Source organism: Bacteroides sp. An19 (genome assembly GCF_002160215.1).
Taxonomy (GTDB): Bacteria; Bacteroidota; Bacteroidia; order Bacteroidales; family Bacteroidaceae; genus Phocaeicola; species Phocaeicola intestinalis.
On record NZ_NFKD01000107.1, the window covers coordinates 1 to 6,887 of the forward strand.

Annotated in this window: 11 protein-coding genes; 1 reads left to right on the forward strand and 10 read right to left on the reverse strand. The window is 48.4% G+C overall.

Annotated features, from left to right (window positions below; translation table 11 throughout):
* From B5F25_RS20300 to B5F25_RS20350, 10 genes are all read right to left on the reverse strand, one after another.
* On the reverse strand, nt 1-293 hold a 293-nt coding region (locus B5F25_RS20300; protein WP_140407001.1), incomplete at its 3' end, for a hypothetical protein.
* Nucleotides 294-348: 55 nt separating this feature from the next.
* The gene (locus B5F25_RS20305; protein ID WP_087251678.1) at nt 349-903 is read right to left on the reverse strand and encodes a hypothetical protein; all 555 of its coding nucleotides are present in this window, start codon (nt 901-903) and stop codon (nt 349-351) included.
* Nucleotides 896-1,399, reverse strand: coding sequence for a hypothetical protein (locus B5F25_RS20310; protein ID WP_087251679.1), 504 nt, complete (start codon nt 1,397-1,399; stop codon nt 896-898). Before B5F25_RS20310 ends, B5F25_RS20305 begins: the two co-directional genes overlap by 8 nt.
* Nucleotides 1,386-2,192, reverse strand: a complete 807-nt coding sequence (locus B5F25_RS20315) for a hypothetical protein (protein ID WP_140407002.1) — start codon at nt 2,190-2,192, stop codon at nt 1,386-1,388. Before B5F25_RS20315 ends, B5F25_RS20310 begins: the two co-directional genes overlap by 14 nt.
* Nucleotides 2,158-2,979, reverse strand: a complete 822-nt coding sequence (locus B5F25_RS20320) for a DUF6712 family protein (protein ID WP_087251681.1) — start codon at nt 2,977-2,979, stop codon at nt 2,158-2,160. Before B5F25_RS20320 ends, B5F25_RS20315 begins: the two co-directional genes overlap by 35 nt.
* A gap of 11 nt (nt 2,980-2,990) precedes the next feature.
* Nucleotides 2,991-4,379: a hypothetical protein gene (locus tag B5F25_RS20325; protein WP_087251682.1), complete on the reverse strand. Its 1,389-nt coding sequence runs from the start codon at nt 4,377-4,379 to the stop codon at nt 2,991-2,993.
* A 240-nt stretch (nt 4,380-4,619) separates the two neighbouring features.
* A complete protein-coding gene (locus B5F25_RS20335) occupies nt 4,620-5,660 on the reverse strand; it encodes a hypothetical protein (RefSeq protein ID WP_087251684.1) in 1,041 nt (346 codons plus the stop codon).
* A 127-nt stretch (nt 5,661-5,787) separates the two neighbouring features.
* Nucleotides 5,788-6,024 (reverse strand): hypothetical protein, encoded by a 237-nt coding sequence (locus B5F25_RS20340; RefSeq protein WP_087251685.1) that lies wholly within the window; start codon nt 6,022-6,024, stop codon nt 5,788-5,790.
* The gene (locus B5F25_RS20345; RefSeq protein WP_087251686.1) at nt 6,002-6,214 is read right to left on the reverse strand and encodes a hypothetical protein; all 213 of its coding nucleotides are present in this window, start codon (nt 6,212-6,214) and stop codon (nt 6,002-6,004) included. The genes B5F25_RS20340 and B5F25_RS20345 overlap by 23 nt, the downstream gene beginning before the upstream one ends.
* Nucleotides 6,214-6,468 (reverse strand): hypothetical protein, encoded by a 255-nt coding sequence (locus B5F25_RS20350; RefSeq protein WP_087251687.1) that lies wholly within the window; start codon nt 6,466-6,468, stop codon nt 6,214-6,216. Before B5F25_RS20350 ends, B5F25_RS20345 begins: the two co-directional genes overlap by 1 nt.
* A gap of 155 nt (nt 6,469-6,623) precedes the next feature.
* Here B5F25_RS20350 and B5F25_RS22270 point away from each other — a divergent pair.
* Nucleotides 6,624-6,887, forward strand: a 264-nt coding sequence (locus B5F25_RS22270) for a hypothetical protein (protein WP_206423571.1), incomplete at its 3' end; no start/stop codon positions are given.

Here is a 6,887-nt window from a genome sequence, read left to right on the forward strand (position 1 = left end):
ATGAAGCTGACGGTAAGCCCTGCAGTCCTAAGTTCTGCCGGAACTTGTCCAATTGCGCTGGTCAAGTCGTATTTATTCCCACCTGATATGCCTGATGTTGGATGATTTATTGATACGTTATATTCGCTTGTTCGGTTATTGATTGTAGTCTTGTCATAGTAATCCTGCTCGAGCTTCTCTAAGTGTTCTAGCATCTGTGTGCCGATACGGGTTGCAGTATTCTGTTTGTTCGTTTTTTCGTCACGGATCTGGATTGCTAATTGTTTGAGTTCTTCAAATGTTTTTGTTGCCATAATTCTGAGTTTTTTACGAAGTAAATTAACCTGTCAGTAAGGTAAAAAGACATCTTTATTTACGCCGATTACGGGTACCGTACAGGCGTGATCGGAGCGTAGTGCTGCGCTTGTGGTTTGCTTCCTCTATTTTATCGACAAGCAAGCCGCAGAACTCTTCGCCGTACATGTAGGCCATCTGTTCCTTCAGTACCATGATGGATGCAAAGTAGGGCCGGGAAAACCATTCTCGAGGTTTACGCGGATTGCCGGATGTATAGTATCCACCGGGCTTAGGACCAACTTTGCGAGGCACATTTAACCCGTGTTCCTCACGATAAACCGGGTTTAATATCTCTAAGTCACCGCCGTTACCTTTGGTATATCCGTTGCCGACACCCATGTCCTGGTATATGCCGTACTCCAGAAACTTGTGCTGGATGATGGATACCGAGTCGGTGGCAGATATGACGTTATCGCGTATCTGCTGGTGAAGCGAGTAAGTATTAATGACGTGCAGCCTCTCAATCTTTTCACGCCAGATATTCACCATCATTTCTGCCCAGGCTTCCTGATATTTTCTGCGGTCTTCATCGGTGGCTGCCGGCCTGTTAGTGTCTGTATTAGCCATTCCACTCGTCCTCCTTATAACATAAATCCGTAGGTTCGGCCAGTTCGACCATAAAGTACAGGCCAGTGCATCCAGATATGAAATACTCCCCCAGTTCACGGGCGTAGATTTTGGAGACATTTAGGAAGGATAAATCCAGGTCTTCGTAGATGTATTTGTCACGGAGCATGCGGGAATGGAACTGTCGGAAGAGCTGCCGGCAGATGTCCAGCTTTGCCGCCCGGTCGGTCATGTCATCGTATTTGTACCGGATTAGGAGAAATACCGTGAAGGTGCGCTTCTTGAACCAGCCACCACCGATTTGTTCGACGGCAGCGTCGTTGGTGTCATCGACGCAGACGAAAGAGGATTGTTTTCGGAAATTGTCGAGGACCTCCTGAAGCGAATTGATACCGCTGCAGGAACATGGAAAGAATGAGTTGGCTTTGGCCAGCTTGTTCTTTTCGGTCAGTTCTTTAAAATAGGCGTGGCCGTCAAAGAATTTACTTGTGTCCATTTTGTTTTGATTTTAGAATTTGAATATCGTGTGCTTTGGCATCCAGTTCGGTCAGGGCTCGCCAGCAGTCCATCTGCAGGACTTCCTTTTCTTTCGTCACGTCACCACCGGTCAGTGCCCGGATCTGGGCGTTCATCGCGCCCATCAGGTCGGGCAGTTCCGGCTGATCAGCGTCGGTCCTCTGGTGGAACGGCTGAAAGAAATGGGGAAAAAGGGAGGCGAAGTACAGTTTGATGCTGCCCCACCAGAGGAATACGGAAACCAGTTCGTATTCCTTGATGCGGGAAAAGGCGGCTTTCAGTGAACCTCTGACACCCGGCTTCTTCTTGTAAAGGAACCCATACAGGGCTTTGAGTTGAGAAACGTTCTGCGAATACAGGTAGCCCTGGTAGTGGTTCTCACAACAAAGATAATCTTCGAAGCTCAGGCCGTGCAGCATTGCATCGATGGCATACCGACCGCCTATTCTGTCTAGCCGGACGGGATAAGCGTTGGGCTCGGAGATGAAATCAATCTGCCGGAGGAAGCTGCGAATCTGCCAGTCCTGAAGGATGAACCTCAGTTTCTTGTGCCAGTTCAAGCGGAAGGTGCAAAGCCATCCTTCTTTCACTCGCTTCCGGACACGGATTCCGGTGAAGCGCATGAAGACGTAAGTCTTAGCCTTGACCGGAGAAAACAGGGTGATGACCAGGAATACGTACCGAAGCTGTTCCTGGTTGAGCTGCTGCCAGGAAGTGGGGAACTGGAAGTCGAGTATTCTACCCCCAAAAGTATGTGGAATCATTCTTTTCATTCTGGTAAGTCTGGAAATGTTTGACTTTGTAGGCCTCGGAGTCCTTGTAGCTGGTGAATACCTCTACTTTGGATTCCGCGTAGTTCTCGATGCGTTCCAGCATGCTCTTTGCTGCCGACCAGTTCTTTGCGATGCAGAAGCCGATGAACTTGCACATGTAGTCGGCCATGGCAGACTCTTCTTTGGTGAACGCATTGTGCCGGGCCTGTTCGAGGATGTGGTCGAAGAACTCGGCCGACACGTGCTGCCGTATCTTTTCTTCTGCCTGGTACATCTTTGTCCGGAACTCGAGCAGCTTGGAACGGTGTACGTCTGCTGAAGGAAAATCAACGTACATTTTCAGTTGTTTGGCTGTATACATCAGGTTCGGGATGTTGATACGGGCCTGTGCCGTATCTGCCCAGCTGGTACCGACCAGCAGCTCCAGGCATCGGTCGTAGGTATCTTCGGCTGCGTTGGTGACTTGCTGCAGCAGGTTCTTCACTCTGTCGGCCGAAGCCGGGGCCAGATTCTGGTTAGACACCACACCGAAGCCGGTGGGAGTCAGTACCAGGTCGAGTTGTGGTATCTGCTCCTGATAGGTACGCAGACAAACCAGTTTTGTGACCGCCTGCTCGAGTCCGGGAACAGTATCTAATTTGTCTGCCATATCACCCAGCAGCACACAGTTGATGCTTTGAAGCGTGTCATCCAGGTGAGGAGCAATCATATCATAGACCTCTGCCGTGGAATTGGTGGCAGAGGAACAAATCTTCTCGAAAATCTCTTGTGAAAATGTGATAGCCATATTGATTCGTTTTAGGATTTGTTTTCAAGGTCTGAAGCTGTCTTTTGTTTGGCATCGGTGTTCTGGTCAAGGGTGGTGAGCAGCACCATGGGCACATCCGGATACACCTTCTCACTCCATCCGTTGTACTCGATGACGATGTTATGCGGGATGTTCATCAGGTCGTGGAAAGGAATCTCCAGTGCCTGCTTGAGCGTGAACAGCTCGCGCTTGTCTGAACCGGAGTTGTTACTCTGTCCCTTGCCTGGTGTGGCACCTACTAGGTTGGGATGGATGTTGTCACCGTAACAGGTGATGTTACTGGCTTCCTGGATGTCTTCGCTCCAGTCACCGCCTTCCTTGCCGGTCTCTACCACATTGATGCGTACCATCCGGACTTCACGGCCATTCGGGTCGATGTAGTATCCGGTAATCCAAACCTTGCCGCTGTTTTCTATTCCGGAAACAAAGTTCTTGATGTTTTCCTTCTCCTTTTTGATTCGTTCCATCTTTTTCAGCGGGTCGGTAATATGCTCTTCCGCACAGATGTTACTCCAGTAGTCCTTGTGTACTTCGACCTGGTATTTTACGCTGGCATGGTTGCGGAGCTTCGCTTTCTTGCCTTTCCCAATCAGTCGTTTGATGTCGTACCAGTCGCCCCGGAAAATGCTGGTGTAGTAGGGGATGGGGTAATACTGGAAGCCGGGTGTGGGGAAGCGTACAAGAATAGCGAATTTACGGCCTTCAGTACGGACTCTTGTTTCGCCATCGCGCCCAGGTTCACGCCCCATGAGCACCATCAGGTCGCCCAGCGGGTCGCGCGGATCCAGCAGACGGATGACTTCGTAGTCTTCCGGATGGAGCGAGGCGTTTTCGCGGAAATTGGCATAAATCACGTGATTGATTTTGCCCTTTCTGGCCTGTTGGAAACGGCAGTAGCAGGCCTCTTTGTGAATGAGCCGGTTGATTCTTTTGCCGTCCCTGGAAAGAATGATGACCGACACACAGAAAAAGAAATACTTCATGTCTGTAGCCTGCTCGAGCTGGAATAGCGGCAGGCTGTTGTGAATCAGCCAGCGCTTGATTTCGGGATGGGTTGTCGGCTGTCTTGTGTCTACGTCCATGTACTTCAGTCCGGCACCGTAACAGGTGATGACGTTGAACAGCTTGTTCTGGCTCATCACTTCGTCGATGCCTATCATCTTGATGATATTAAACGGAAGCTGGTTGTCTTCACCGAAATTGACATACACCATGCCTTTCCGTCCGGGAACAGGCGTAGTCTTTACATTTGCATCTTCATCGAATACCAGACTGCTGTCTTCTACGGAAGCCATTTCGGTGGCCACGTTGGAAACCTCGATGTCAAATATCTCACCAGGCATGAAGTCGCCGTCATATTGCAGGATTGTCTTGTCCATATTAAAGGTAAATTGTCATGTTGTTAATTTCGAAAAGGGATATGTCGCGGAAGGAACGGATTACGCCGGATGCCGGAAGGCGAACCCGATGGAGCCCCTGTCGCCAGTGCGAGCCGACGCACACCGCGCCTTTGTATTCCAGAATGTCACCTGTGCTGAGTTTCCAGAGCTTCAGGTTGCAGGGCTGCCCGGACTCGAGCAGTCTTAATGCGTCTTTGATATGTATTACGTTCATAGGCTTTAATTGTATGTGTCATCGAATGAGTCGTCGAAAATGTCCGGAAGCAGACGGATCCGCTGCTGGTACCGGGATGCGAAGATGTAGGAAACAGTGAAAGCAAACAGTCCGTCGTCTTCATCGCTCCGGCTGGTATTGCTTTCGGTGATGGTTATCGGAATGTCGTCGGATTCATCCATCAGCCAGACTTCGGTAGCTCTTGCCACGTCGTCGGCCAGGTTGAACATGCCTTCGGGGATGTAACCTGTATTGAGTGTGTGCTTGCGTTGCTCGTCTACGTAATAGTTTTTGTATTGCCCGGCGAAGTAAGCTGCATTCCGGGTCAGTTCCGGCTCTACCGTATCTCCGCCCACAAAGTAGAATGTTTCGACGCATCCGAACGAGTTCCGGAACTTCAGGCCGACGGATTCCGGTTCGTCCTGGTCTACGCGGAAGGTCTGCTTCCGGGCGCCGGCCAGGATGGTGTACCGCAACAGCCGGTAGCCGGACTGGGTAAGTCGGGAAGGGGATACGTCTATGGAGCGGATACCGTAGTCGGCCACATTGCCCAGTGAACGCGTGGATTTGAGAAGCTGGTTCTGGTCGTTGACGAAGACACATTCTGCCGTCACGGGAATAGTTGTGCCGCCTGAAGACAAACTTCCGGTAGTAAGATAGAGGGTTTCCGTGCGGTTGAAAGAGGTTATTTTGTCACGCCCTGCCAAGGTCGTCAGGAAATAGTTCGTCACGAAATCTACTCCACTGCAGGGGATGATGGGACGGCATAACAGCACCGTGAAGGTCTTGCTGATGGTTGTTTCACTGGAAGCAGATACCTCGTAGCTGAACTGAAGCATCGGTGAACCGATAAGGTAAGGCTCCATGAGGGAAAACAAATCAAGAATGTGTATCTGGTTGCTGGTGTCCTGAGTATAGGTTTCTTGCAGAATGACCGTATTTGCTTGCTTCAGCACAAAGGTTACCCTTTTGTCTGCGCTGATTGTGAAGTTGTCCAGCTGTGAGGACAGGACGAAATCGGGTATATCTTGTGGAATAGTGAGCATAAATCTTTGTTTTTCTCAAAGATACCCGGCTCCGGAAAGGGGTAAAAAGACAAAAGGTGCAGCGTCCTCACGACGCCACACCTCGATATAAATGTAGAAAAAATGTAATCATCTAAAAACTTACAGTCTATCTGCGCTGCATTATCCATGCCGGTTTCCCTTCTGGATTAATTGCTATCTTAAAACCTATTTTGAGTAAGTTGAACGTTATATCGTTAATACTTATATCGACCATTTCACTCAACTCGTCTTGTATCTGTTGCGATGTCTTAAATACTGTATAATCTGTAACTTCCTTAGCTGGAAGCCATTGTTCGCAATATTGCTGAAGAACTAAAACATCAAAATTTACCGCTTCTTCCATTTGTCTCCTCCTTTCTGTCATTAAGGGCAATACCCATTATCTTGTATAAATCTTCGAACTCCTCTCTCTGGCACATGATGCTATCACAACCATTCATACATATCTGGAATTCTTCGATGAATAGCCCATTCTTATTGTAATAAGAAGTCTTCTGTACTCTGAAAACCGCTTTTTCTACATTGTCATCCATTATAAACCTCCTTTCTTGCAAAGTAAGATGGAATAGGCAAACCAGCAGAGGCAGGCAATGGCGGCCAGCCAATGGGTGAATACGGAACAGGTTAGGATACTGAAGGAAGCCAGTGCTTGAGAAATAAGCACAGCTTGGCGGTTGGAAACTTTCTCTTCCATGATGGAGGAGAACAATACATTTTCACGGTTAAGCCATAACGATATACGGCTTTGTTTTGCCTGGTTTGCAGGCAGGGCAATTTGATTTTTCATTTTTGTACAGCAGTTTAAAATGAAACAATATGTTTGTTAAATTACGGAGAGGAAACAAAAAAAGTTCCGCTCCCCGCTGCTGTACACCTGAATCAGGCCGTGGGTCCATTAAGACTCCACACGGGACGGAACTATAAGATATAATAGGCTATGCCTTGGACATAAAAAATGCCCGCAGTAAAGTTATTTGGCGAGCCATCTCGCCTGATTCAAATGTACAGCATTGCAAATATGAGGATTTATTTTGGAATGGCAAAAGAAAAAGCGGAAATTTTTTTATGGTTTCCGCTTTTTATAGAGCCGGCAGAGTCAACCAGCGAGTGCAACATTACGAAATATTTTTGAAAAAGACCTCAGCCGGAGTCGAGAAATTGAGTTTTTCTCTCGGTCTGGCATTAATTTTCTTCCTGATCTTGGTT